The following is a 25,322-nucleotide window of genomic DNA, read 5'->3' as shown; positions in this document are numbered from 1 at the left end:
TACGAAAGGTGTTGATTCATTCACCTTTTGCTACAGTCTCTTTCTGTTAATAGGAAAAAATATGCTTCCCAATGCGTCGAACTTGTGGTCGTGACCAGATCCAGGGAGAGGTGGCAGTATTCGGGTTAAAGTAATAGATGGCTCCACCTGTGGGATCCCAGCCATTAATAGCATCGTAGGCTGCTTTTTTTGCTGTATGATTGGGTGTTAACCAGAATTGCCCATCAGCAATTGCTGTAAAGGCTCGTGGCTCAAAGATGACACCAGAAATCGTATTGGGAAATTTGGAGCTCTCCACACGATTCAAGATCACCGCTGCAATGGCCACCTGACCCTCATAGGGTTCTCCTCTCGCTTCACTATAAACCGCTCGTGTTAGGAGATTAATATCATTGGCAGAAAGACCGTAACTCGTAGAGACTGCACTTTGAGATTTTTTTGGCAAATTACTGGTCGCACGTTTTAACATGGACCAGGTTTGCTTACCTGCTACTCCATCCACCTTCATACCGAAACGATACTGGAAGTTTCGTACCGCCCAATAGGTTTGCCGACCAAAGATCCCATCAATCTTCCCATGATAGTATCCTATTTTTTTTAATCTTCCTTGTAGATCATAGACATCTCCACCCTGACTTCCCCAGCGTAATGTGGGTTGAGCATATACGGTGGTAATGGAAAGAGCGATGATAATACAGGCCAACAAAAGCGAACAGAGGGAACGCAATGGCATACGTTTGCTCTTGTTCACTAATACCCACTCCTTTTCAGCATGTCTTATAGAGTGTAGATTCTCCAATTACCAATTAATTATCCAATTAAAAAAAGAAAGCGGAGCCAAAGCCGCCTTCTTCATTCGAGGGAAAAAAGTTTTTGAAGTTGAGAAAAATTCTGGATTTGCTGAAGGAGAATAAGTAACTTAATCCGTGCTTTAGGACCATTTAGTCCATTGGAAAAGATAAGCCCTAGATTCTGCAATTGGCGACCGCCACCTATATAATCATAGACTGGTTCTACATGTCCATTGAAGCAACGGGAAACCATTACAATGGGAATATTTTTTTTAACCAATTGTGTAATTAATGGTAAGATAGAAGGAGGTAAGTTACCTTGTCCTAATGCCTCTATCACGAGGCCGTTAATTGGTTGGGTGAGCAGGGACTGATACCATTCCCAACGCATCCCTGCAACCGCTTTGATCAGTGGAACATCACCATGAATTTGTTCAATAGTGTAGGTTTCACGTTGAAGTGGGGCATGAAGATAATGGATGCCACCCTTTGTGACAGTACCGATTGGACCAAATTCAGGGGACTGGAAGGTTGCAATGTTACTTGTATGGGTTTTCGTCACATATTGAGCGCTGTGAATTTCATCATTAAACACAACCAAGACACCTTTTCCTTCACTGGCTGCTGCGCTTGCTACTTGTACAGAACGATATAAATTGATGGGACCATCTGCCCCAATTTCATTGGTTGAACGCATGGCACCGGTTACAACCACAGGTTTGGAGCTGGCTACTGTTAAGTGCAGAAAAAAAGCCGTCTCTTCCAATGTGTCGGTCCCATGTGTTACTACCACTCCATCTACATCAGAACGATTCAACTGCTCCTGCACGAGCTGGCGTAGCTGGAACATATGATCCAATGTTATATGGGGACTAGGCATATTGGCAAAGGAGATAAATTCAACTTGAGCTACCTGCTGTAGCAAGGGTAAGATCGATGTAAAGGTAGCCTGTTCTACGGGACGAACAGAGCGTGTAACTTGGTCTTCTAACATGGCGATGGTTCCGCCTGTATTGATAATTATTATTCTCTTCATTAATCACTAACACCTCGATTTCTTTCGCAATGACCATCTCCATGATACGATTATTTTATTGAGAAAAAAAGGGGAAACGAAAATGCTTGGAATTATCTCTGCTGCCATTGCACCAGGAGTGGCACTACTGAGCTACTTTTATCTTCGAGATAAGTATGAGCCAGAGCCCATTTCATTGGTCATACGCCAATTTATTTTTGGTATATTCCTGGTGTTTCCAGTGATGGCTCTCCAGCATGAATTATTGCAGCTAGAAGGGATTCCAATTTGGGTTCATACTTATGTCATCACCGGATTGATTGAAGAATTCTTTAAGTTTTTTATCATTTATATCACTGTATTCTCCCATGTTGAATTTGACCATCCATATGATGGGGTGGTTTATTCGGTTGCAGTCTCTTTAGGATTTGCTACATTGGAGAATTTTCTCTATCTCGTATTAAATGGGGTTTCCTTGGCGTTTCTTCGTGCACTGCTTCCTGTTTCTGGACATGCTCTGTTTGGCGTTCTTATGGGTTACTATTTAGGGAAGAGTAAATTCCATCAAAATCCTAAATACAGACGTTACTACTTATTAATTGCTCTCCTGCTCCCTGTGTTACTTCATGGAACCTTTGATTTCATTATTCTATCCAGTAGCTCCAATTGGATGTTACCGATTATTCCTTTCATGATCGCTCTTTGGTGGTTAGGTTTACATCGTGTTGAGCAAGCCAACCAACGTCAATTTCTGGAACCTCCCATTGTTAAGACCAATGAATTCGGATCAAACTAAGGGAACAGGAACCTGACGAAGGAGGCAGAAAATGAGGAGTCAACGCTATAAGGTGACCATTCATTGTAATGTTTGTGGTGAAACTTATTTTTTGCGAGGCAAAAAGAGTAAAGCCGGACGAGTGGAAACAGGCTTCAAAAGATGCCTATGCAATAACGACCAAGATCTTCAGGTGAAAATTGAAGAGATGTAATTCTGATAAAGAAGGGGCTATGAGGTAGCCCCTTTTTTTGTATAAAAGCAGAGAGCCTGCGCAGACTAACGATCAATGAGCTCCCATCTCAAATGGGTATTTGAGGAGGTAAATTCATGTATCGTAATGTAGCTAGCATCTTTTTCCCTGTGTTTGTGATTGGCTTTCTAATCATGTCATACTGGGGTTATGGGGAGAAGCAAGAAAAAGATAAGATTCTCGTACAGGCAGAAAACCAATACCAAAGTGCCTTCCATTCATTGAGTAATCGTGTCGATAAGATCCAGAGTGAAATTGGTCGCTCACTTGCTGTCAACTCCGAACGGAAATTATCAAAATCCATGTTGGATATTTGGCGAATTTCTCATACAGCTCATAATGATGTGGGGGCATTACCCCTTGGCCTATTACCACTTCAGAAGACAGAAGACTTTTTGACCCGAACATCCAATTTTACCTATCAGGTAGCAGTACGAGACCTAAGTAAAGAGCCTTTAACGAAAAAAGAATATGAAACATTACAAAAGCTCTATGGGTCAGCAACCAAGATTAAAAATGAATTACAAAAGGTTCAAGGAAAGGTTTTGAGTGACAATATTCGTTGGTTAGATACCGAAAAATTGTTGATCTCCAACAAGGAGCCAAAGGACAATACCATTATTGATGGCTTTAATACCATTGAGAAGCATGTAGCAGATGGAGATAAAATCGATTGGGGTCCCAATGGTGACAATAGCAAAGAACGTTTGCAGAAAAAGATGGAACGGAATATGAAAGGTCCCACGATGGATAAAACAAAAGTAGAGGAACGAGCATTACAATTTATGGCCATTAAGAAGAAAGATCAATATCAAGTGACAACCACAGAAAATGGAGAAGGAAAACTGGTTCCTAGTTATCATGTTCGCATAGAGCCGAAGAATGGAGCGAATGGTTCACTGCTCCAATTGGATGTTGCAAAGCGAGGCGGACAAATTCTCTGGATGATGAATCATCGCCAGATTGGAGAGCCACGGCTTAATTTAGAGCAAGCACATCAGAAAGCCTTGCAGTTCCTAGCCGCCCGTGGATTTTCTGAGATGCAAGTCATTAAGAGTCATCAGTATGGCAATGTAGCACAATTTATCTTTATTGAGACCATCAATGATGTTTTGATCTATCCAGATGAAGTAACTGTAAAAGTTGCATTAGATGATGGATCCATCATCGGTTATCAGGGTGAACCCTACGCGATCTCTCACCATTCACGTCAGCTACCTCCAGCAAAGCTAACCCTTACCCAAGCTAAGAAAGAAGTAAATCCACGTCTTTCCATTGAGGAATCTCGCTTGGTTGTCATCGAAAATGAGCTTGGGAAAGAGGTTCTCTGCTATGAATTTACGGGATCGATGAACCAAGTTACTTATCAAATCTACATCAATGCCCATAATGGAGATGAAGAAGAGGTTATTGAACTGAAGAATTGGGATGATCTTTTATAGGAGGTTACGTGGTATAATAGTACCAATATTCAATGTAGGATAGGGATATACAGCCAGACATAGGGGGAGATGGGGTATGTATCCTGAGATAAATCAGATATTATTCCTTCAGCCAATGGAAGAGAATGGTGCTAAGCAATCAGAGAATCTGCTACATAAGACGCGGGTAGCAGATTGTACGGAGGACCAATTATTGATCGAAATGCCCATCGCTGAGCGCACGGGCAAAATGAAGTGGTTCCCTAATGGGACTCCGTTGATTGTTTGGTATTTTGGCCATGATGGCTCCAAATATATTTTTCATACACGGGTCATCGGTCGTCGTAATGAAAATATTGCATTAATGGTATTGGCTTTACCTGCTCTTGATACGATTTCCCGTGTGCAACGGCGCAATTTTGTCCGTGTTCCTGCAGAAACAGAGGTTGCATTCCATCTTGTTCAACGATCAGAAGTAGAATGCCTTACTCATACCTTAGATGTGAGTGGTGGAGGATTCGCCTGCTGGTGTGATGAGAAAATGCCGATTCGTGAGCATGACCTCATCGATGGGTGGTTGCTTTTACCCCTCCATGGCCAGGTTCAGCATGCCCATTTTACAGGAGAGGTGGTTCGGATTATCCCTCCAGCAGAGAAGGGGCTCAAGCGAAAAATATCTGTAAAAATTACCAAGGTGTCTGAAAAGGACCAAACCTTTATCGTACGGTACTGTTTCGAGAGACAGCTAGAAATGCGGGAATTGGAACGCTAAAGGGATACATTAATGATGGCACAGATAGAGAAAAGGGAATAAACATTGCAATGGCATGAAAAATTATGGTAAGATGTTAGTAATTAAATAGTTGGATGTTGGCCGCACGGTTTTCTTTCTTTATACTAAAATAAATAGATCATAATCTTGGTGTAAAGCAGGAATCCCCTGCTTTTTTGTATTTTTCCTTCAAGAGGTGTGCTATGGGAGATTATAATATTGCCATTGATGGCCCTGCTGGGGCTGGAAAAAGTTCAGTTGCTCAACAGGTTGCAAAATCCTTACATATGACTTACGTAGATACGGGCGCGATGTATCGTGCCTTAGCCTTACTTGCACTGGAGATCCAGTGTGATTTAGAGTCAGAGGAGCAGTTAGTTCAGTTGCTTACTGCATCAACCATCACGCTGAAGCACGATGAGCATGGACAACGGGTCATTGCAAATGGAAAAGATGTCACCGAAGAGATTCGTAGCCAGCTTGTATCACGTCATGCATCTACAGTCGCTAAGCATCCGCGTGTTCGCCAATTGATGGTAGAAAAGCAACGCGAGATGGCTAGAGATGGACACGTAGTAATGGATGGTCGTGATATTGGTACCCGTGTTCTACCTAATGCTTGCTGCAAAATTTTCCTTACTGCTTCTGTAGAAGAGCGAGCACGTCGCCGCTATGAACAATTGCTTGCAAAAGGTGAGAAGCCATCTTATCAAGAGATCTATCAGGAGATTCAGGTCCGTGACCAGAGGGATCGAGAGCGAGCAGCCTCCCCATTAATTCAAGCGGATGATGCCATCCTCATTGATACCACCGCTTTCACCTTGGAGGAAGTGGTATCGCAAATTATCGCTCACTATCAGCAGAAAGTAGGGCAAGAATGATGAGCTTTTACGATTTTGCAAAACGGATCGTCCAAGGATACTTCTTGCTTTTTTTTCGATATAAAGTGAGGGGGATTGAAAATATCCCTCAAGAAGGCTCTGCTTTGCTCTGTGCGAATCATATCAGCAATCGTGATCCACTCTTGGTTGGTGTAACCTCATCTCGAAAGGTTCATTTCATGGCCAAGCAAGAACTGTTCCGCCTCCCGATTATTAAGCAACTCCTTCCCCATGTAGGTGCCTTCCCGGTTAACCGCGACGCAGTGGGAGCTTCAACGATCAAGACCACATTAAAACTATTGAAATCAGGACATGTGATCGGGATCTTTCCAGAAGGTCATCGCAGTAAGACAGAGGATCTCCAAGAGATGAAGGCAGGAGCTGCCTTTTTTGCATTAAAATCTAGATCAATGCTAGTTCCCGTAGGGATCATCGGACCTTATCGCTTATTTAAGCCTGTCTATGTCCACTTTGGGCCAGCCATCGATGTAGATGCCTTTATTACAGAACATGAAGATTTAGATGGAAAGGAACAATTACATCTCCTTACTGAACTATTAAGTCAACGCATCGATGCACTTATTCATGGTGGAGTGGGTGTCGATAAAGAATGACCAAACCAGTCATTATTCTCGTGTACTTCATCTTTCTTTTTACCATACTGGCATTAAGCCGCCCATTCACGTATTATTATATAAAGCGAGGGTATTCGTTAATCCCTCTTAAACGCCGTATATGGCAATGGTTGACTGGTTTAATCTTCGCTTTAACTATGATCCTAGTTCTTATTCTTATTCGTTAACTCTCTAACGCTTATAGAAGCGGGAGTTATGGTATAAAATATTACTATGGTTGGTCCACGTGTAGTGGGATTCAAGGAGGTTGTCACATGGTCGAAGAAATGAATCAAGAGCACACAGAGGTAAAAATCTTGGAAGTGGGAGATGAAATTAAAGGTACTGTTACAAAGATTGAAGAAAAACAAGCTTTGGTCGATGTGGGATACAAGGTAGATGCGATCCTACCAATTAGCGAAGTCTCTAACCTACATATCGAGACGATTGGCGATATACTCCATGAAGGCGACGAGGCCATGTTTGTGGTAAAGAAGGTGACCGATGAAGAATTGGTGATCTCCAAACGGATGTATGATAGTGAGAAGGCCTGGGACGAGTTACAGTCCAAGCTTACAGCCGATGAAGTGTTTGAAGTGGTTGTAGCAGATGTTGTCAAGGGTGGACTTGTTGTTGATGTAGGTCTTCGTGGCTTTATCCCAGCATCCCTTGTTGAACGTCACTTCGTTGAGGATTTTGGCGATTACAAAGGTCGCACTCTCCGTGTTAAGGTCGTTGAGTTAGATAAAGAGAATAATAAGGTGATTCTATCCCAGAAAGCGGTTCTCGATGAAGAATACGAGCAAGAGAAATTGAAGGTGTATGACACCCTAAAAGAAGGTAGTATTGTTGAAGGAACCGTTCAACGCTTAACTGACTTTGGTGCATTCGTTGATGTAGGCGGCGTTGATGGACTTGTTCATATCTCCGAAATGGCTTGGCATCATGTTGAGAAACCATCTGACATGGTGAAGGAAGGCGACAAGGTTCAAGTGAAGGTTCTTAAAGTTGATAAGACTGAGGAACGGATTAGCCTCAGTATGAAGGCTGCACAAGCTAGCCCTTGGGATCAAGCTGGTGAAAAGTTTCATGTAGGAGATGTGGTTCAAGGAACTGTTAAACGCCTTGTTCCATTCGGTGCTTTTGTGGAATTGCTTCCTGGCGTTGAAGGCCTCGTTCATATTTCGCAAATCTCTCACAAGCATATCGGTACTCCATCTGAAGTATTAAAAGAAGAAGAAGTAGTTGATGTGAAGGTTTTAGATGTGAACATTGCTGAAAAACGCATCAGCCTTTCCATTCGTGAACTCCTTCAAGAAGAACCAAAGCCCGAACCAAAAGCTGCGCCTGTAGTACCCACTGTAAATGAAGAGGGCATGAACTACACATTAGGCGAACGTTTTGCTGGTTTAGAGGCTCTAAAGAACAAATTAAAATAACTAAATTGTAGCTGTTAAGCTCGAAAAAGAGGAAGGGATCTCTCCCTTCCTCTTTTGATTTTACTTTTAAAAAGCTAGCAAGGTGGAGATACTGTAGATGTATTTCAGGTGATTTTTACAAGAAGTGAGGAGTGGATACCATGGTGGATGGGACAATTACGATAATTGCATTATGGACAACGATCCTACTCCTTAGTAGTGGTTGGCTGGATTATTTATGTGCACAGGAGCAGCTTGCAAAACGCTGGATTTTTGTTTATCTGCTACTTCCCTTGCCATTTTGGTCCATTTCAATTCCTTTTTTTAATTTTGATCTTTTGTTAGGTGCATTTCTCTTGCCTTTTTTCTTACTGCTCTTCTTTATGATTCGTCAAGAATCCAGCCTTCGCATTCATCTCATTGCATTAAGCTGGTTGATCGCTCTCCTGACCTTCTTGGTTCGAAAGGTGATCCAATACGACCCCATCCTACTATTCATCGATGAGAAAGTTTTACTCATGTTGGTTGGTGGAGTACCAGCTGTTTTTCTTGCCCTGCACTATCGAGAATTATTGCTTAGTGTCTTGCTGGGCAGCTATTTGGCAGAAATCCTATATAAGTACTCCATTCGTCAATTAGCTTCCTCTATTCCTATGGGTGACGCTTATTTTACCGATCTTGTTTGGATGACCCTTACCTTTGCTTTCGCAATCTATATTCTTCTCTATCCACTTCAAGGTCGCATCCGTAGTCGTAAGAAAGCAGGACAGGTGAGCGGAGGAGTTCGACAAGGATGAAAGATTGGGTTCATATCTTCAACCATACAGAGAGTCAGGTCGTATTAGGGATTCTCGTAGGCTTCTGTGCCCGTATCATGATGCTTCGGCTCGACTATCGGCAATACCCTACTCAGCCCCATGGCTATATCATTCATCTCTCCCTCGGCTTAATTGCTGCTGGACTAGGTGCGGTAGCTGTACCAGCCTTAATCGCTCGTGATTGGACTGCGATTACATTTTTAAGCTTGGCAGCTCAACAATTTCGTGAGGTTCGTAATATGGAGCGCAACACCTTAAAGAATCTTGATGGAATGGAACTGGTACCCCGTGGGAATACATACATTGAAGGTATTGCCATGGTCTTTGAAGGGCGCAATTATCTTGTTATACTAACCGCTTTTGTTACCACGATTGTGGCGGTAGTGGCGGGCTTCTTCTGGGGTCTGGCAGCAGGTATACTTGCCTTAGGAATCGATAAGCTTCTCATGTCTGGAAAGAATATTAGCACCATTCTCCAGGTCTCAGAAGGAACCCTTCATTTTAAAGGAGCCAATCTGTTTGTTGATGATATCCATATTATGAATATCGGTTTGAAGGAAAGTCAGGAGCTTATTCTCCAACAGGGCTTAGGCTTTATCCTGACACCCATCAATGATAACAGTATTGTCACCTTAGCCAACCTCGGCCAACGTCAGGCCATTCTCCATGATTTATCGACCATTTTAGGTGTATACCGTGATTCAGGAACTCCTTCCTTTGTTCCATTAAGTAAACGGAATCTGGATGATGGTCGCCTTGCTATTTTTTTGCTACCCCAAAGTAAAGATATGAAGCGAGCAATGGAGGCGATTAAGCGTGTTCCACTCCTTGAGAATGCAGTTCGCCAAGCCAAGCGAGCATAAAGGAGAAGAGCGACATGCAGATTGAAAAGATGATCTTGGCCATCGTCTCCATGGATTCTCAACAGGTAAGTGGAGGTTCCCCTATCTTTATTGTTGAGAATGAAGTAGAATTACAGCAGGTTGCATTTTCATTAGAAAAGATTTTAGATGGCATCGCCCATGCAATCACAGAGAAGATCATGATTATTGTAAGACACTAATGGCCTTACTATGAACTTCGTGATGTAGATTGGAAGATGTTCCCCTCGCATTTCTTGATTGTGAGGGGATTTCAACTTACAATAGTAAGGGTTCACATCAAAATAAAAGAGAGGTGGAACAATGAGTAAACCAGTGGTAGCTATCGTGGGTCGACCCAATGTTGGAAAGTCAACCCTTTTTAATCGGATTATTGGTGAACGTAAAGCAATTGTTGAAAATGTTCCCGGTGTGACCCGTGATCGCTTATATGGAGAAGGAGAATGGTCTGGTCGGACCTTTTATCTTATTGATACAGGTGGTATAGAATTGACAGGAGATGATCATTTTCTCCATGAGATCCGTGCACAAGCTGAATTGGCCATTGATGAAGCGGATGTCATCATCTTTTTAACCGATGTCACCACAGGGGTGAGTCAATCAGACCAGGAAGTAGCACAGCTGCTCTTTCGCTCCAATAAACCGGTCATTGTCGCTGTAAATAAAACAGATAATTTGGAACGGGAAGCTGCAGCATTCGAATTCTATGCCTTAGGCTATGAGCATGTGATTCCTATCTCTAGCGAACATGGTATTGGTGTAGGTGACCTACTGGATCGTGTAATTGAGCAACTACCTGATGATGAAATCGAGACAGAGTATGAGGAAGATGTGATCCGGGTAACTGTTATTGGTCGCCCCAATGTAGGTAAGTCCTCGTTGATCAATGCAATTCTCGGGGAAGAACGAGTTATTGTAAGCGATATTGCAGGTACGACACGGGATGCCATCGATACGCCATTTACAGTGGATGGACAGGAATATGTGTTGATTGATACTGCAGGGATTCGTAAACGTGGCAAGGTCTATGAATCGACGGAGAAATATAGCGTTCTCCGGGCATTAAAAGCATTGGAGCGCAGTGATGTGGCCCTCATTGTTCTCAATGCAGAAGAAGGAATTATTGAACAGGATAAGAAGATTGCTGGCTATGCACATGAAGCAGGGAAGGCTGCCATCTTTGTGGTGAATAAATGGGATGCCATTGAAAAAGATGATCGGACCATGCAACTCTTTGAACAGAAGATCCGTAATCAGTTCCTCTTTATGGATTATGCGCCCATCCTATTTGCCTCTGCAAAGACAGGTGCCCGTGTCCTAAAAATTCTCCCAGTGGTACAGCATGTGTCCGAAAATCATGCCATGCGCATATCTACATCCATGTTGAATGATCTCGTGGCTGACGCAGTGATCAGTACACCTACGCCATCAGATAAGGGGAAACGTCTACGGATCAATTATGTTACACAGGTCTCAGTGAAGCCGCCAACGATTCTCTTTTTTGTGAATGAACCTGAATTGATGCATTTTTCCTATTTACGTTATTTAGAGAATCAAATTCGTCAAACCTTTTCATTTGATGGTACCCCTTTACGTTTACTAGTTCGAAAAAAGGAATAGAAACCATCGAGGGCGAATTTCTGTGTAAAAGGGGAAATGCGATGTGAACATTCTTTTCATGATAATACTTGCTTACTTAATTGGCTCTATCAGTTCCAGTTACATCATTGGAAAAGCATTTAAGAAGATTGATATTCGACAATATGGAAGTGGGAATGCAGGAGCCACCAATACCCTTCGTGTGATGGGGATCGGACCTGCTATCCTAGTACTTCTTCTCGATGTATTGAAGGGAATTGTGACCATCTTCATGTCACGCTACCTTTTCCAGCTTTCTGATGTGGTATCTATGTGGGTAGGCTTCTTTACCATACTGGGTCATAATTATCCCATCTATTTCGGCTTTCGTGGAGGCAAAGGCGTAGCCACAACCATTGGTGTTTTTGCTACATTGGCTTTGATTCCTAGTTTAATTGCTGGTGCACTGGCGATTCTCGCCATCGTGATTACCCGCTATGTCTCCCTAGGCTCCTTACTATTTGCTATATTGACACCTATCATGATGGCATTTTTAGACGTATCCTGGCAAGAATGGTCCGTGGGTCTTCTCATTGCACTCTTTGTGATGTGGCGCCATCGCGGCAATATTCAACGGTTAAGAACTGGAAATGAGCGGAGGCTGGGAGAAAAATCGTATGGTAGTATACGATCACGATAGAGGTGAAAAAAATGATAACCAGAACGGCTGTGATTGGTGCAGGCAGTTGGGGAACTGCACTATCCATGGTATTAACGGATAATGGCTATCCTGTATCACTTTGGACTCGTAGTGAGGATCAGGTGGCTGAGATCAACAGCATGCATACCAATCGTCACTATTTACCTGAAGCCACACTATCCTCACAGATCGTTGCCACAAGTAATCTTGAAAATGCAGTGGTGAACGCTCAACTTATCGTCATTGCAGTACCTTCCCATGCGATGCGGGAGGTGGTTGTTCAACTACGTCCTTATCTCAAGCAGGAGCAGATTGTCGTTCATGTTACGAAGGGGCTCGAAACTTCTACTCTTCAGCGAATGAGCGAAGTGATTCGCGCTGAACTGCCTACGTCTCTCCATGATCGGATTGCTGTTTTGTCTGGACCTAGTCATGCAGAGGAGGTAAGCCGTCGTGATCCAACGACAGTTGTGGTAGCATCGGAGGATTTAGCCCTTGCAGAGCAGGTTCAAGATATCTTTAGCAATGATACATATTTTCGTGTTTATACCAATCATGATGTCATTGGTGTTGAGCTGGGGGGCGCATTAAAGAATATTATTGCCCTTGGTGCAGGTCTCAACGATGGCTTGAATTTTGGAGATAATGCCCGAGCTGCTTTGATGACTCGTGGTTTAGCCGAAATCTCTCGTGTAGGGATTGCCATGGGGGCACAACCTCTTACCTTTGCAGGATTAGCAGGGGTTGGCGATCTAATTGTAACCTGTACCAGTAAGCATAGTCGTAATTGGCGTGCGGGTCATATGCTCGCAGAAGGGTATAATCTGGAACAAGTGTTAGAACAGATGGGGATGGTCGTTGAGGGTATAAAAACAACGAAAGCTGCGTATGCCCTATCCCAGCAGCTTCAGATTGAGATGCCCATTACGAAGGAGTTATACCTCGTTCTTTTCGAAGGAAAAGCGCCACGCCAAGCTGTTTTAGATCTAATGGGACGCGTTCGTCGTAACGAACGAGAAGAATTAAATATCCGTCTCGATTTAAAAAAAAGTTAGAAATAGGCGATTATGTCATATCGAAGAGGATAAAACAGACATACATTAGATCAAAAAGGCTCATCAAGCACAGAGAAAGAGCGGCACCGTATAGGTAGCCGCTTTTTTTATCTTCCAGTGGTATTGGATGATTTGGTGGTGGTTAGGAATAGTGGACCAAAGGTACGGATCAATCGGTAGAGCTGAACCATCTTATTCATCTGTTCTAAGCCATGCTGGAAGGATTGAACTTTTTTCTGAAGCGTTCGAAGACGATCCTCTTGAGGTGGATTGGCTACTTCTCTTCTCTGTGGCGGAAGTGTGGCTCTACCATAGGGCGAATAAGCGTAATCATTGGCGTATGGATACCAACTGGGTGGCTGATAATTGGGGAGCTGATAAAAACCGCGGGTAGGCGGGCGATAGTATTGCTGTACCATCACTGATCGTTCCTTTCTCTCTATGAATAAGTACTATTTTTACAGTCATTATATTAACATTATGCTATAATAGTGAATAAATCATGATTATTCATAAAAAAGGATGGCTGAAGGATATGGGAACGATGATGATTGCCATCATGGCAATTTTTATGATGGTTTTTGCCAACTTTCTAATATTATTTGCACGTCAGAAACAGGGATGGCTAAGGAATGCTGTATCTTTAATAGCCTATCTTTTACTATTACCAATTGCTCTCTTGATCTTTATTGTCCTCTTTTCATGAGGATTGAAAGAATTTAAACAACCGAAGAGAATAAGCTGGAGGGATCATGATCAATGGCGAATTTACAAGTAGTTACAGCACAGGAAACTGTTTCGATTCCACTTAAATCTGGAGCAACATTACTGCATTTAATTCAGACGGAATCCGTCCCTTGGGGTTTTAATTGCCTACGTGGTACATGTGCACGCTGCCGTTGTCAGGTGCTTAGTGGTCAAGATGGATTACAGCCTCCTACAGAAGCAGAGGAACTTCGTCTGCGTAAAAAAGAGCTTGCAGAGGGATTTCGCTTAGCATGCCAAGCAATTGTGAAGGATGTGGAGGAAGATATTATAATTCAGTACACTCCATATCGCTGATCGTCCTCTGACATCGCCATTGTTCAATCGTGGCAACCATGTAGAAAAGGAGAAGGAGAATGCGGAAGTTACCTACATTCTTACGAATAGGTCTTGTGACAATCATACTAGCCCTAAGCAGCGGATGTGCTGTTCCTCAAGATGTTCTGCAAAAAAATAATACAATGCTTCCAGTAGCGGTTCAGCAAATCGAGGATGCAGTGCATCAATATTATAAGGAGAAGGCAATTCTTCCTATCGTTACTAAGGATCGAGACACGCCAATTTTTGAAAAATATGAAATTGAACTGGCCAAGCTCTATCCTCACTACCTTACACATATTCCAGAACCAGCCTATGAGGAGGGCGGAATTTACCGCTTTGTGATCCTTGATCCAGAAGGTGAGCAAGCAGTTCGAGCCATGGATCTTCATCTGATCCAGCAGGTGAACGATCTACAACGCTGGTTGATTGAATATGTGAAAAAGCAGGGACAATATCCGACTTTAGAGGAGGTTGAGCCAGGCTACTATACATTAAACGAGGATAAGTTGGGAAGACAGAAGGCGTGGATTAAAAGTCCATTTTCTGATCGGCAGTTACCACTATTACTCCACCGTTCTGGACGATTAATTGTTGATTTTCGTCCAGAAATCCAAACCATGCTAGTAGAAGGGGAGGAGCAAGACCGAGATTTACGTTGGTTAATTGTGGAGAACACTCCCTTTGTCCCCAATTGTGGTGCTCCGATATATTGGGAAGAAGGCAAGCTGAAGTTGGACCCGAATCAACCATATTAATTCAGGTATACAGTCATAAAAATCCTGTCCGCTTAATAGAATCATAGAAAAGCGGACAGGATTTTTGTGTTCATTCTTCCTTTTGCATAACCCATTACTCTTAACGGGTTGTCCATGTCAGGAAGATGACGGGAGTCCAGGTGATAAGGAGGAAAAGGGATGGAACGCGTCGATATTTTTCAGGATATTGCAGAGCGTACGGGGGGCGATATCTATTTAGGCATTGTTGGTCCTGTTCGTACAGGAAAATCCACGTTTATCAAGCGTTTTATGGATGCAATCGTTATTCCTAACATCATGAATGAAGCAGACCGAGAACGGGCCATTGACGAGCTACCCCAGAGTGCAGCAGGAAAAACCATCATGACAACAGAACCAAAATTTGTTCCTAATCAAGCGATTGGCATCCATGTAGACGAAGGTCTCGATGTGAATGTACGCGTTGTTGATTGCGTAGGGTATGCTGTAGAAGGAGCACAAGGGTATGAAGATGAGAATGGCCCTCGTATGATTAGTACACCTTGGTACGACCAGCCTGTTCCCTTTCATGAAGCAGCTGAATTAGGAACGAAAAAGGTGATTCAAGATCACTCCACCTTAGGAATTGTGGTGACCACCGATGGAACAGTGACGGATCTACCTCGTGGCGCCTACGTGGAAGCAGAAGAACGGGTTATACAAGAGTTGAAAGAGGTGGGAAAACCCTTTATTGTTGTTCTTAATACGCTCAATCCGGAGCGTGAAGAGACGGAGAGCCTCCGCATGGAATTGGTTGAGAAATATGATATCCCGGTGGTTGCTGTCAGTGTGGAGACCATGCGGGAGACAGATATTCTCCAGATTATGAAAGAGGTACTCTTCGAATTCCCCGTCCACGAAGTGAATGTGAACCTTCCCTCCTGGGTGATGGTATTGGAGGATGGACATTGGCTTCGCAATCATTACGAAGAAGCAGTTCGCGAGACGATTCAGGATATTCGCCGTCTGCGCGATGTGGATCGGGTGATGGGCAATTTCGACCAGTATGAATATATCGAACAGGCTAATCTTTCATCCATCAATATGGGGCAAGGGATTGCTGAGATTGATTTGCATGCACCAGAGGCACTCTATGATCAGATCCTAATGGAAACCGTCGGCGTGGAGATCAAGGATAAGGCTCATCTCTTACAGCTGATGCAGCAATTTAGTAAAGCAAAAAAAGAGTATGATCAGGTAGCAGATGCCTTGGAATCAGTACGAGCAACAGGCTATGGTATCGCTCCACCCACTTTAGAAGAAATGGTATTGGATGAGCCAGAGCTGATCCGACAGGGAGCACGCTATGGCGTACGCCTTCGTGCAAAAGCGCCCTCCCTTCATCTGGTCAAGGTGGATGTGGATTATGAGTTCGCACCCATTATTGGTACAGAGAAGCAGAGTGAGGAATTGGTTCGTTATTTGATGCAGGATTTTGAAGAGGATCCCCAAGCTATTTGGAATTCAGAAATATTCGGACGCTCACTCAATTCCATTGTAAAAGAAGGTATTTCTGGAAAACTGTCGATGATGCCAGAGAATGCTCGTTATAAATTGCAAGAGACATTGGAGCGGATTGTTAACGAGGGATCTGGAGGCTTGATTGCGATTATACTCTAGGTTCATATTCCGAAAAAAAGAGGAAATTGTGTGTAATCACGCGATTTCTTCTTTTTTTTTTGCAAAACTACTTGCAAGATGGCGAGTAGATGATTTAAGATAGCCATGGTATTAGTTAGTTTTCTAGAATTAGGAAGACCTTTTTAAAAGTACTTTAGACCCATTTTATTAAAAAACGTTGATAAAACTGGTTTTTTCACTATTTTTTGCTTGATTTTCAGTATAAAATCCTGCAAAATGGGTTACAAAGATAGTGAACATTCATAAGACCTTGGGAGGAGGTGAAGAAATGAACAAAACAGAATTGATTGCAAAAGTTGCAGAAGTAACAGAATTGACTAAAAAAGATGCAACAAAAGCAGTTGAAGCAGTCTTCGCATCCATTAGCGGAGCATTAAAAGACGGGGAAAAAGTTCAATTGATTGGTTTTGGAACATTTGAGGTACGTGAACGTGCTGCCCGTAAAGGTCGCAATCCTCAAACTGGTGAAGAAATCACAATTGCTGCTAGTAAAGTTCCTGCTTTTAAACCTGGTAAAGGCTTAAAAGAAGAGATTCAGTAATTATTCGCTGAATACATAAACCCACACTTCGGTGTGGGTTTTTTCACATGAGCATGTAGTATTTACCTTTCATCCACTCTTGTGTTATATCTATAAAGGAAGTACTAAATAAAAGGGCTAATTCATAGGGAGATATCAATCGACCTGGATAGAAAATAGAGGAGGATGAACATTAACGATGGATCAAGAAAAGCTCGAGCAAGCAGTTCGAATGATCATAGAGGCCATCGGTGAAGATCCAAATCGTGAAGGCTTACTCGATACACCAAAACGAGTTGCAAAGATGTACGAAGAGGTGTTTAGTGGTCTCCAGCAGGATCCCCGCGAATATTTTCAAGTCGTTTTTTCAGAGGAGCATGAGGAACTGGTCTTAGTGAAGGATATTCCCTTCTATTCCATGTGTGAGCATCATTTAGTACCTTTTTTTGGTGTAGCACATGTTGGCTATATCCCGAAGGGTGGTCGTGTGACAGGCTTATCTAAGCTAGCTCGCGCTGTAGAGGCTGTGGCACGCCGTCCTCAATTGCAAGAGCGGATCACCTCTACCGTTGCCAATTCCATTATGGAGACGTTAGAGCCCCATGGTGCCATTGTGGTGGTTGAAGCCGAGCATATGTGCATGACCATGCGCGGTGTAAAGAAACCTGGTTCCAAAACAGTAACCATCGCCGCCCGTGGAATCTTTGAAACGGATACACATGCTCGTGAAGAGGTTATACAGCTGATCCGCGGATAGACGCATGAGGATAGGAAAAAATGAACGTTGACAAGGCATGTAATATTGAATACAATAAGTCTTGTCAGCAAAACGGGATGTAGCGTAGCTTGGTAGCGCGCCACACTGGGGGTGTGGAGGTCGTCGGTTCAAATCCGGCCATCCCGACCATCTATGTATCTATCGTAATTTCATTAGTAACGGTAAGTAACCATGGGTTCTTCTTAGAAATCATGGTTTTTTCATGAAAAGAGATGAAAAGGAGCATGGACGTGGCCGAACAAGCATTCATAATGATTAAAGCAGAAGAGAATGGCGTTCAAGTCATGGGTTTGACACGGGGGCAGACGACTAAATTTCATCACACTGAGAAGTTGGATAAGGGTGAGGTGCTCATCGTTCAATTTACAGATACCACTTCTGCTATGAAAATCCGTGGAAAAGCTTCCGTGATCTCCAGTTTTGCCCAAATGGAATCAGATTCAAAAGCGTAAAGCAGGCGTTAGTCATAGCCTGCTTTTTTTGTTGTATGAATAGAATAAGAGGAGGAATTGCCATGAAATTGAGTAGAGGGCTTGGCTTCTCCCTTATTCTTGGGATCATCCTTGCAATGCTTTTGACTCTATTACCTATTGTGGATGGCTTTAAACAACATCAAACTGGAGAAGTTCCTGTATTACGTCTCAACAAGAGTGTCACACTAACTGAAGAAGGTATCCCGGATTTGATCATCCGCCTTCCCGCTGTGGAACAGGTAGGGCAGGTTCGTTGGCTCAATGGTGGTCTAGAGATCGATTATCATTTAACAGCGCTACAATCAGCAGAGAAGACGTACAAGCTTGTGAAGGAGACTACGGAGTTAATCTATGCACAAACCTCCAATGTGGAGCAGATGGTTACACGTATTTTTATCCATGATTCACAGAATAAGATCTTAATGCTTACGCATACAACGCTTCGAGAGGATCTGCAAGCACATCAGCCTACTGAACTGCTCTCACTCAAAGAATATTTGAAGCAGATCGGTGATTTGCATGAGACAACTGTATGGGAAAGTTGGTATAATACAAAAGGATCAAAGGAATCGATCCAATAGGTGTTCCCCCCATGCTTTTATGATATACTTTTTAATGATTGGTCAAGAATTTACGTATCCTTGACGAATGGATAATAATGGGCGTCTTGTGAGTTCTGTTATGAATGCGAAATAATGGAGGAACGAGGATGAAAGAACTGAATGCAATCGAGGAATATAACATCTTGTCGCAGAGAGCGGTACAACTAACAAACCATTCATACCTGTCAAACTATGTCACCTATCCTCCATTGGATCAGACCAGCTGGATTCTGGTTATACAATTACTCCGACAAGCACTGATAAAACCTAAGGATAGAGAAGAGTTAGTCTTGCCTGCATTACTGATTCAGATGGCACTCAATCATCATGAACAGGTGAGCGTAGGAGAAGAGCATGATGCTTGGTTATACAGGAAGCGTCAGCTCACTGTTTTAGCTGGTGATTTCTTCAGTAGTCGTTATTATGAACAATTGGCAATACGAGGGCGAATCTCTTTGATTCATCACTTTGCCCAAGCCATCGGTTCAATCAATGAAGCGAAGATGGAACTCTACCTTAAGGACTCATGGACGCCAGATCAGCGCCATGCGCTCTTGTGGAAACGTGATCTCTCTCTTTTCCAAGTGATTTTTAAGGAATGCTTACCCACAGCCCAGGCGATCAAGCATGCTCTGATACTTTTAGAACGATTAGCACAAGTACGATGGGATCCAGCGAATGAGATGGTTCAGATTGAAGAACAATTGCAGCTTCTTCAACAAGAAGCGATTATACATTGGGATGATATAAGCGATCCTCATGGGGATACAGAAACAGCGATAACCCAATTTATCCAAAGTACACTCCAATATATCAATGAGAAAATGGGTGTGGATATATCAGAGGGTCCCGTCTCCGTACTTTAGCAACACTCACAGACTAATCTACTGTTCGTTATAAAGGATAACCATGTTGATGGGGAGAGATGGAAAAAGTGCAACAAGAAGAGAAGCGAGCTTTTGTACATCAAGTCTTTGAAAGTATTGCGAAAGATTATGATCGAATGAATTCGATTATCAGCTTTGGTCGTCATCGTGCTTGGCGTAAATATACGATGAAGAAGATGGGCGTTAAAGCTGGAGAGCGTGCTATTGATATAGCATGTGGAACTGCCGATTGGGCCATTGAGCTAGGTAAAGAAGTAGGTCCCACCGGTCATGTAGTAGGTCTTGATTTTAGTGAACAGATGCTTACCATTGCGAAAGAGAAGGTGAAGCAAGAACATCTTGATCAACATGTTGAATTAGTCTTGGGAGATGCGATGAAACTTCCTTTCCCAGACAATACTTTTGATTATGCCACCATCGGTTTTGCCCTCCGTAATGTTCCTGACATTCAGCAGGTTTTATCAGAGATGGTTCGTGTTGTTCGTCCTGGCGGACAGATCGTCTCCCTTGAAGTGTCCAAGCCCCCCAAAGCATGGTTCCGTTCTTTATTCTATTTTTATTTTTATAACATTTTACCCTTAATGGGGAAACTGTTCGTAAAGAAGTATGATGAATATAAGTGGCTTCCCACCTCGCTAACTAATTTTCCAGATAGCGTTCAATTACGCAAGATGTTCGAAGATGCTGGGATGAAGAAGGTTGAAGTGAAGCTGTTTTCCGGTGGTGTAGCAGCAATGCATCTTGGAACGAAGCCAGCTGATCCAGCGATGGGAAGTGAGCAATAATGATTAAAAAGATAAAAGTTATTCTAGAAATGATCAAGTTTGAGCATACAATCTTCGCATTACCATTTGCCTATATGGGGGCGATTTTGGGTAGCTTCGATGTGAACGGTACATGGCCTACATGGGCACAGATTGGGTGGATCACGGTGGCCATGGTAGGGGCGCGAAGTGCTGCGATGGCCCTCAATCGGTTAATCGACCGATTCATTGATGCAAGCAATCCTCGAACAGCAACACGTGCGATTCCAGCAGGTCAAATTTCAGCTCAAGCAGTTACGATTTTTATTATTGTTTCTTTTGCGGTATTATTTCTTGCAGCATATCAATTGAATCGTCTTGCTGTTTACTTACTTCCTTTAGCGGTCTTTATTCTTGTCTTATACTCTTATACTAAACGTTTTACATGGGCTTGCCATCTTGTGTTAGGTGTTGCCATTGGACTAGCCCCTCTCGGTGGCTGGGTTGGTACCACAGCTCAGGTGGATTGGCATGGGATCGTTCTCTTTTTATTGGTGGCTGCCTGGACTGCAGGCTTTGATGTGATCTATGCTTGTCAGGATGTAGACTTTGATCGTAAAGAAGGACTCCATTCTATTCCTGTACGCTTCGGTATTGCTGGGGGTCTTCGAATCTCTAAGCTTCTTCATATTCTAGCAGTGATTGGCTTAGTCGCCCTTTATTACTTAACACCAGTGGGCTACACATACTTACTTGGCGTTCTTTTAGCCATCTTCATTTTAATCTATGAGCACTCCTTAGTTTCACCCAATGATTTATCCAAGTTGAATACAGCTTTCTTTACTATGAATGGAGTTTTAAGTGTGGTAATTTTCACATTTACATTGCTTAATTTTCTATTTGGTTAAGTTGTAAAATAGAAGGTAGGGAGTTCCTTTGGTTCAAAAACGTATCGCAGTAGCCATTACAGGTGCCAGTGGCGCTCAATATGGGGTCCGCTTGACTCAGGTATTACTTCAGGAAGGTCATCATGTCCATCTGATGATCAGTGAAGCAGCCTGGCAAGTATTTTACGAAGAATTGGGCTGGGATACCTCTAATCGCGAGGTGATTCTCCAAGACTGGATGAGGTCGGGGGACTTAGAGTATCATACGATGCGGGATTTCAAGGCTCCTATCGCTAGCGGCTCCTATCCTGCCGATGGCATGGTCGTGGTTCCATGTTCCATGGGCACACTCTCAAGTATTGCCCATGGTGCATCACGAAACTTACTTGAGCGTGCAGCAGATGTGATGTTGAAGGAAGGGCGGACTTTAATTCTTGTACCACGTGAAACGCCACTAAATCAGATTCACCTTGAGAATATGTTGAAGCTTGCACAAGTGGGAGCCAAGATTATTCCTGCCATGCCTGGCTTCTACCATCATCCTCAAACCATGGAGGATCTCATTGATTTTGTAGTAGGGAAAGTCTTAGATAATTTAGGAGTTGAACATCACCTCTTTCGTAGATGGGGGGAATAACTAGGTGAATCAACAGAGAAAATTACAGGTGGGGAAAATTACTTTTACGAACATCTTACCGGTGTATCACTTTTTTGATGAAGCATCCCTTGGAAAATATGTGGAATTTATTCCGCAGGTTCCTGCAGAGCTGAATAAAAAGATGAAAGAAGGCAGCATTGATCTTGGACCTATCTCCGCCTTTGCATATGGAGAGAATGCTCATCATTATTCATTATTACCCAATCTTTCCATTAGCTCCACAGGTAAAGTGATGACGGTCTTACTTTTTTCAAAGAAACCTTTACATCTATTAAAGGAATCATCCATTGCTCTTACCAATCAATCAGCTACTTCCATTAATCTGTTTAAGATCATTATGGAGAAGTTCATTGGTGGAAAACCAAGCTATACCGTGATGGAGTCTAGCCTTCAACGCATGATGAAACAGCATGATGCCTGTATTCTCATCGGTGATGATGCTACATTATCCAATTGGAACAATCCAGGCTATCTCGTTTATGATTTAGGCGATCTCTGGTACCACTATACCGGCTATCCCATGACATTTGCAGTTTGGGCTGTCCGTGATGAAGTGGTTCAACAGTATAGTGATCAGTTGTATGCGGTCTATCAAGGCTTTATTCAGAGTAAACAACGAGGTCGTGCCCAGATAGGTGAAGTGATCCAATATGCCATGAACCATTTTGGTGGTTCAGAAATTCACTGGCAGACCTATTTCTCTATCCTCTCCTATGACTTTAACGAGGAGCATCGTGCTGGTCTTCAACATTATTATGATCTTGCAACGGAAATGGGGCTATTAAAGCAGGCTGTGCAATTAAAGTTCTGCTTTACCGAGGCACCTACCATGCGAATAAACGGGTGATTCCATGAAATTAACTGATCTGTATTTTGAATTACGTGGAGATATAGGCTATGTTGAAAAGGGGATAGCAGAAGCAGTTCAATGTGATGTGGCTGAATTAGAATCGAGCTCTCAGCATCTTCTCCAAGCTGGGGGGAAACGTTTACGCCCTGCGCTGGCACTGCTTTGCGGTAGGTTTGGCCAACCAAAGAATGATGCTTTGTACCGTCTCGCTATCTCTCTTGAACTGATTCATATGGCAACGTTGGTCCATGATGATGTCATCGATGATTCAGATACACGTCGTGGACAACCTACGGTCAAAGCAAAGTGGGATAATCGAGTTGCTATGTATACAGGGGATTTTATTTTGGCGAAGGCACTAGAGCAGGTAACCACCTTGTCCAATCCCAAGATTCATCAGCAATTCTCCCGCGCTCTAGTAGAAATGAGCATCGGCGAGATTGAACAATTACGCGATCTCCATAGCTGGGATCAAACCTTCCGTAATTATCTACGGAGAATTAAAAGAAAGACCGCTTTACTCATTGCTGTTAGCTGTCAATTAGGGGCATTATCATCTGAAGTAGGGATGAAGGATGCTCATCATCTCTATCGATACGGCTATAATCTCGGTATGGCTTTCCAAATAACTGATGATATTTTGGACTATACTGGAGATGCTAAGAAGATGGGAAAACCAGCTGGCAGTGATCTTTTACAAGGTAATATTACGCTTCCTGCCCTTTATACTTATAATCATCCCGAGCATGGTGAGAAGCTACGCCAGATGTTAGAGGAACGAAATGGAATCGCGGATGAAGAGATCATCCAATATATCACGAACCATGGCGGAATTCAATTTTCTCGTGAAATCACCATGAAATATTTGAATAAATCACGCAAGGCGCTGGAGCAATTGCCGGCGATTCGTACGAGGGATACACTATACAATATTACACAGTTTATTGAAAAACGTAACTTTTAGCCTCAGCAGGTGGAGAGGTAGGTAAGATGAGGAGTTCTTGCTTTACCTCTCCCTTTTTGCTACAATTTCTTCGGTTACAACTAAAGATACATATCGAGGAGGTTCCATAATGGAAAAAACATTTTTAATGGTAAAGCCTGATGGCGTACAACGTGGCTTAGTTGGTGAAATTGTTGCCCGCTTTGAAAAGAAAGGCTACCGTTTAGTCGGTGCTAAATTAATGCAAGTGGATCGTGCCCTTGCAGAAAAACACTATGCTGAGTTATCTGACAAGCCTTTCTTCGGCGAGCTGGTTCAATTCATCACATCTAGTCCCGTTTTCGCCATGGTTTGGGCTGGCGAAGGCGTGATTGCTGAAGCTCGGAAAATGATGGGCACCACCAATCCAAAGGATGCTGCACCAGGCACTATTCGTGGCGACTTCGCTACCAGCATCGGTATGAATGTGATTCATGGCTCTGATTCACCAGCTAATGCTGAACGTGAAATCAATCTCTGGTTTACAGCAGATGAAGTATTAGCATACGAAAAGGATATTGAAAAGTGGTCGTAAGAATCAATTAGCATTATGGAAGAAGGGTAAGGCACGTACTGCCCTTCTTTTCTTATAATAAAGATATCGCATTGAGATAGAAGAGGATATGGCAATGGGGGAAGAAGGGTATGGAGGATAAAGACTACCAGGAGTTTATTCGTCTAATTTACCGTAAATCGGGGATCGATTTGAGTCAATACAAAGAGGCACAAATGAAGCGGCGCCTCACCTCTTTACGCAATAAACGAGAGTTCCCGACGTTTGTCCAATTTTTTCATGCTCTAGATCGTGATGCAACATTATATTATGAGTTCCTTGATAAGATGACGATCAATGTCTCAGAGTTTTATCGGAATGATGGGCGCTGGCAAGTGCTTCAGAATAAAATACTTCCCAAGTTAGTTCAAAAAACAGGACGGCTTCAATGCTGGAGTGCAGCGTGCTCTACTGGCGAGGAGCCTTATACATTACTTCTCATCTTAAAACAGTTGGGCTATGATCGAAATGCTTCCATCTTGGCCACCGATATCGACGAAAATGCCATCGCTCGGGCCAAAATCGGCCTCTACAATGAACGAGCGATCCAAGGTATTCCTACTCCCTTACTACAGCGTTATTTTCGTAAGGAAGGAGAGTTCTACGCCATTTCTGATGAGATTAAAAATCGCATTCAGTTTAAACGGCATAATCTCTTAGCAGATCCCTATGGAAGCGGTTATGACCTCATCATCTGTCGTAATGTGATGATCTACTTTACAGAAGAGGCGAAGGATCAGATCTATGCTAAATTTAGTCAAGCATTACGACCGGGTGGAATTCTTTTCGTTGGAAGCACAGAACAAATCTTCCAACCTCAACGTTACCAGTTTGTAACCGAAGACACGTTCTTTTATCGTAAAATGGAATAGTGGATAGGAGATGGCGATGATTCTCTTCCGCCATCTTTTTTTCAT

Annotated in this window: 32 protein-coding genes and 1 tRNA gene; 30 read left to right on the top strand and 3 right to left on the bottom strand. The window is 42.9% G+C overall.

The features are described 5' to 3' along the window. Nucleotides 1-46: 46 nt before the first annotated feature. Nucleotides 47-733: a spore cortex-lytic enzyme gene (gene sleB / locus BN1691_RS11455; protein WP_048602812.1), complete on the bottom strand. Its 687-nt coding sequence runs from the start codon at nt 731-733 to the stop codon at nt 47-49. Between the two features lie 119 nt (nt 734-852). Further along, nucleotides 853-1,827: an asparaginase gene (locus tag BN1691_RS11450; RefSeq protein ID WP_048602339.1), complete on the bottom strand. Its 975-nt coding sequence runs from the start codon at nt 1,825-1,827 to the stop codon at nt 853-855. 82 nt (nt 1,828-1,909) lie between these two features. On the opposite strand from BN1691_RS11450, the gene prsW reads away from it, so the two are divergent. From prsW to BN1691_RS11390, 13 genes are all read left to right on the top strand, one after another. Then, nucleotides 1,910-2,602 carry a glutamic-type intramembrane protease PrsW gene (prsW, locus tag BN1691_RS11445; RefSeq protein WP_048602338.1) on the top strand — a complete coding sequence of 231 codons (693 nt, stop codon included), beginning with the start codon at nt 1,910-1,912 and terminating at the stop codon, nt 2,600-2,602. Between the two features lie 31 nt (nt 2,603-2,633). Continuing rightward, complete coding sequence (locus BN1691_RS14565) at nt 2,634-2,795, top strand: hypothetical protein (protein ID WP_187116877.1); 162 nt, start codon at nt 2,634-2,636, stop codon at nt 2,793-2,795. Nucleotides 2,796-2,911: 116 nt separating this feature from the next. Next, nucleotides 2,912-4,276 (top strand): germination protein YpeB, encoded by a 1,365-nt coding sequence (gene ypeB / locus BN1691_RS11440; RefSeq protein ID WP_048602337.1) that lies wholly within the window; start codon nt 2,912-2,914, stop codon nt 4,274-4,276. 76 nt (nt 4,277-4,352) lie between these two features. Next, nucleotides 4,353-5,027, top strand: coding sequence for a flagellar brake protein (locus BN1691_RS11435; RefSeq protein ID WP_048602336.1), 675 nt, complete (start codon nt 4,353-4,355; stop codon nt 5,025-5,027). Between the two features lie 203 nt (nt 5,028-5,230). Then, nucleotides 5,231-5,908 carry a (d)CMP kinase gene (cmk, locus tag BN1691_RS11430; RefSeq protein ID WP_048602335.1) on the top strand — a complete coding sequence of 226 codons (678 nt, stop codon included), beginning with the start codon at nt 5,231-5,233 and terminating at the stop codon, nt 5,906-5,908. Further along, complete coding sequence (locus BN1691_RS11425) at nt 5,905-6,522, top strand: lysophospholipid acyltransferase family protein (protein WP_053083757.1); 618 nt, start codon at nt 5,905-5,907, stop codon at nt 6,520-6,522. The genes cmk and BN1691_RS11425 overlap by 4 nt, the downstream gene beginning before the upstream one ends. Nucleotides 6,523-6,797: 275 nt before the next feature. After that, nucleotides 6,798-7,961 carry a 30S ribosomal protein S1 gene (gene rpsA, locus BN1691_RS11420; protein WP_048602334.1) on the top strand — a complete coding sequence of 388 codons (1,164 nt, stop codon included), beginning with the start codon at nt 6,798-6,800 and terminating at the stop codon, nt 7,959-7,961. Nucleotides 7,962-8,101: 140 nt separating this feature from the next. After that, entirely contained in the window at nt 8,102-8,737 is a 636-nt protein-coding gene (locus BN1691_RS11415; protein ID WP_048602333.1) for a YphA family membrane protein, read from the top strand. Next, nucleotides 8,734-9,621: a YIEGIA family protein gene (locus BN1691_RS11410; RefSeq protein ID WP_048602332.1), complete on the top strand. Its 888-nt coding sequence runs from the start codon at nt 8,734-8,736 to the stop codon at nt 9,619-9,621. The genes BN1691_RS11415 and BN1691_RS11410 overlap by 4 nt, the downstream gene beginning before the upstream one ends. 14 nt (nt 9,622-9,635) lie before the next feature. Next, on the top strand, nt 9,636-9,821 hold the full coding sequence (locus tag BN1691_RS11405) for a capping complex subunit for YIEGIA (RefSeq protein WP_048602331.1): 186 nt from the start codon (nt 9,636-9,638) through the stop codon (nt 9,819-9,821). Between the two features lie 121 nt (nt 9,822-9,942). Then, entirely contained in the window at nt 9,943-11,259 is a 1,317-nt protein-coding gene (gene der / locus BN1691_RS11400; protein ID WP_048602330.1) for a ribosome biogenesis GTPase Der, read from the top strand. Between the two features lie 58 nt (nt 11,260-11,317). Beyond that, on the top strand, nt 11,318-11,917 hold the full coding sequence (plsY, locus tag BN1691_RS11395) for a glycerol-3-phosphate 1-O-acyltransferase PlsY (protein ID WP_048602810.1): 600 nt from the start codon (nt 11,318-11,320) through the stop codon (nt 11,915-11,917). An 11-nt stretch (nt 11,918-11,928) separates the two neighbouring features. Continuing rightward, nucleotides 11,929-12,972, top strand: a complete 1,044-nt coding sequence (locus BN1691_RS11390) for an NAD(P)H-dependent glycerol-3-phosphate dehydrogenase (RefSeq protein ID WP_048602329.1) — start codon at nt 11,929-11,931, stop codon at nt 12,970-12,972. Nucleotides 12,973-13,079: 107 nt separating this feature from the next. Here BN1691_RS11390 and BN1691_RS11385 read toward each other — a convergent pair whose 3' ends face one another. Beyond that, on the bottom strand, nt 13,080-13,391 hold the full coding sequence (locus tag BN1691_RS11385; protein ID WP_048602328.1) for a hypothetical protein: 312 nt from the start codon (nt 13,389-13,391) through the stop codon (nt 13,080-13,082). 116 nt (nt 13,392-13,507) lie between these two features. On the opposite strand from BN1691_RS11385, the gene BN1691_RS14200 reads away from it, so the two are divergent. From BN1691_RS14200 to BN1691_RS11305, 17 genes are all read left to right on the top strand, one after another. Further along, on the top strand, nt 13,508-13,678 hold the full coding sequence (locus BN1691_RS14200; RefSeq protein ID WP_187116876.1) for a DUF2768 family protein: 171 nt from the start codon (nt 13,508-13,510) through the stop codon (nt 13,676-13,678). Between the two features lie 53 nt (nt 13,679-13,731). Further along, nucleotides 13,732-14,034: a 2Fe-2S iron-sulfur cluster-binding protein gene (locus tag BN1691_RS11380; protein ID WP_048602327.1), complete on the top strand. Its 303-nt coding sequence runs from the start codon at nt 13,732-13,734 to the stop codon at nt 14,032-14,034. 59 nt (nt 14,035-14,093) lie between these two features. Next, on the top strand, nt 14,094-14,813 hold the full coding sequence (locus BN1691_RS11375; protein WP_048602326.1) for a hypothetical protein: 720 nt from the start codon (nt 14,094-14,096) through the stop codon (nt 14,811-14,813). 159 nt (nt 14,814-14,972) lie between these two features. Next, nucleotides 14,973-16,451 carry a stage IV sporulation protein A gene (spoIVA, locus tag BN1691_RS11370; protein ID WP_048602325.1) on the top strand — a complete coding sequence of 493 codons (1,479 nt, stop codon included), beginning with the start codon at nt 14,973-14,975 and terminating at the stop codon, nt 16,449-16,451. A 289-nt stretch (nt 16,452-16,740) separates the two neighbouring features. Continuing rightward, nucleotides 16,741-17,013, top strand: coding sequence for an HU family DNA-binding protein (locus BN1691_RS11365; protein WP_048602324.1), 273 nt, complete (start codon nt 16,741-16,743; stop codon nt 17,011-17,013). A gap of 178 nt (nt 17,014-17,191) precedes the next feature. Continuing rightward, on the top strand, nt 17,192-17,749 hold the full coding sequence (gene folE, locus BN1691_RS11360) for a GTP cyclohydrolase I FolE (RefSeq protein ID WP_048602323.1): 558 nt from the start codon (nt 17,192-17,194) through the stop codon (nt 17,747-17,749). 73 nt (nt 17,750-17,822) lie between these two features. Continuing rightward, nucleotides 17,823-17,899: transfer RNA gene (locus BN1691_RS11355), tRNA-Pro, on the top strand. A gap of 95 nt (nt 17,900-17,994) precedes the next feature. Continuing rightward, nucleotides 17,995-18,222, top strand: coding sequence for a trp RNA-binding attenuation protein MtrB (gene mtrB, locus BN1691_RS11350; RefSeq protein WP_147545861.1), 228 nt, complete (start codon nt 17,995-17,997; stop codon nt 18,220-18,222). A gap of 62 nt (nt 18,223-18,284) precedes the next feature. Continuing rightward, entirely contained in the window at nt 18,285-18,824 is a 540-nt protein-coding gene (locus BN1691_RS11345; protein ID WP_048602321.1) for a hypothetical protein, read from the top strand. 128 nt (nt 18,825-18,952) lie between these two features. Continuing rightward, a complete protein-coding gene (locus tag BN1691_RS11340; protein WP_048602320.1) occupies nt 18,953-19,711 on the top strand; it encodes a heptaprenyl diphosphate synthase component 1 in 759 nt (252 codons plus the stop codon). A 59-nt stretch (nt 19,712-19,770) separates the two neighbouring features. Next, nucleotides 19,771-20,517, top strand: coding sequence for a demethylmenaquinone methyltransferase (locus tag BN1691_RS11335; RefSeq protein ID WP_048602319.1), 747 nt, complete (start codon nt 19,771-19,773; stop codon nt 20,515-20,517). Beyond that, nucleotides 20,514-21,383 carry a UbiA-like polyprenyltransferase gene (locus BN1691_RS11330; RefSeq protein ID WP_048602318.1) on the top strand — a complete coding sequence of 290 codons (870 nt, stop codon included), beginning with the start codon at nt 20,514-20,516 and terminating at the stop codon, nt 21,381-21,383. The genes BN1691_RS11335 and BN1691_RS11330 overlap by 4 nt, the downstream gene beginning before the upstream one ends. A gap of 28 nt (nt 21,384-21,411) precedes the next feature. Further along, on the top strand, nt 21,412-21,999 hold the full coding sequence (locus BN1691_RS11325) for a UbiX family flavin prenyltransferase (RefSeq protein ID WP_048602317.1): 588 nt from the start codon (nt 21,412-21,414) through the stop codon (nt 21,997-21,999). A gap of 4 nt (nt 22,000-22,003) precedes the next feature. After that, nucleotides 22,004-22,867: a menaquinone biosynthetic enzyme MqnA/MqnD family protein gene (locus BN1691_RS11320; protein WP_048602316.1), complete on the top strand. Its 864-nt coding sequence runs from the start codon at nt 22,004-22,006 to the stop codon at nt 22,865-22,867. A 4-nt stretch (nt 22,868-22,871) separates the two neighbouring features. Continuing rightward, nucleotides 22,872-23,834, top strand: coding sequence for a polyprenyl synthetase family protein (locus BN1691_RS11315; protein ID WP_048602315.1), 963 nt, complete (start codon nt 22,872-22,874; stop codon nt 23,832-23,834). A gap of 109 nt (nt 23,835-23,943) precedes the next feature. Beyond that, nucleotides 23,944-24,387: a nucleoside-diphosphate kinase gene (ndk, locus tag BN1691_RS11310; protein WP_048602314.1), complete on the top strand. Its 444-nt coding sequence runs from the start codon at nt 23,944-23,946 to the stop codon at nt 24,385-24,387. A 110-nt stretch (nt 24,388-24,497) separates the two neighbouring features. Next, nucleotides 24,498-25,277, top strand: a complete 780-nt coding sequence (locus BN1691_RS11305; RefSeq protein WP_048602313.1) for a CheR family methyltransferase — start codon at nt 24,498-24,500, stop codon at nt 25,275-25,277. Nucleotides 25,278-25,322: the final 45 nt, after the last annotated feature.

The organism is Rubeoparvulum massiliense (genome assembly GCF_001049895.1).
GTDB classification, from domain to species: domain Bacteria; phylum Bacillota; class Bacilli; order Rubeoparvulales; family Rubeoparvulaceae; genus Rubeoparvulum; species Rubeoparvulum massiliense.
This window is presented reverse-complemented; position numbering and strand designations above follow the sequence as displayed.